The organism is Acidovorax delafieldii 2AN, assembly GCF_000175235.1.
In the GTDB taxonomy this organism is placed as follows: domain Bacteria; phylum Pseudomonadota; class Gammaproteobacteria; order Burkholderiales; family Burkholderiaceae_C; genus Acidovorax; species Acidovorax delafieldii_B.
Window position 1 is genome coordinate 1 of record NZ_ACQT01000619.1, and the last position, 607, is coordinate 607.

Here is a 607-nt window from a genome sequence, read left to right on the forward strand (position 1 = left end):
CGCCCACGCCGGTGCCGCCATGGCCCGGCTGGGCGAAGCGGCCACGCTGCAGCGGCGCCAGCACGCCATGTACAAAGGAGGGCGCAGCTACTGATGCCAGCAAAAATGGCACGCCGCCCCTAAAATCGACACATGGCCCCAATACCCGCCTCTGCGCCCGCTCCGTCAGAGGGCCATCCCGCCCCCATCGCTCCCGTCCCCCCTGCGGCGCCCGCCGACGATTTCATCTTCGTGAAGATCCCGGTCGCGCGGCGCGAGGGCACCGACCCCCTGCACCGGCGCGAAGACACCATCGACCAGATGCTGCGTGCGCGCGGCCTCGGCCTGGTGGTGGGCTGGGGCGATTCGCTGGGTGCGCCTCGGGCCGACGGCCAGCGGCCCACAGCCTACATCCGCATCGACATCCGCGTGAACGACCTGCAGGTGGCCCGCTGTGAACTGCGGGCCCTGCTGCCCACGCTGGGCGCGCCGGCGGGCACCGAAGTGCACTACACCCTGCAAGGCCGCAGCCTGCTGGACATGGCGGACAGCACCGGCTGGCAGTTGGAGCAGGCCCTGCCGCAAGTCCAGGGCCGCCTGCACCGCTGACGTGCCCCGCCGCATGGGC

Annotated in this window: 1 protein-coding gene and 1 pseudogene; both read left to right on the top strand. The window is 71.8% G+C overall.

The window, feature by feature from the left end:
- Positions 1–94 (top strand): annotated as a pseudogene (locus tag ACDELDRAFT_RS24840) (crossover junction endodeoxyribonuclease RuvC); the annotation flags it as partial.
- A gap of 38 nt (positions 95–132) precedes the next feature.
- Positions 133–588, top strand: a complete 456-nt coding sequence (locus tag ACDELDRAFT_RS23395) for a hypothetical protein (protein ID WP_005801969.1) — start codon at positions 133–135, stop codon at positions 586–588.
- Positions 589–607: the final 19 nt, after the last annotated feature.

Coding starts and splice junctions, on each gene's coding strand:
- ACDELDRAFT_RS23395 (WP_005801969.1), top strand. CDS start 133: ATGGCCCCAATACCCGCCTCTGCGCCCGCTCCGTCAGAGGGCCATCCC.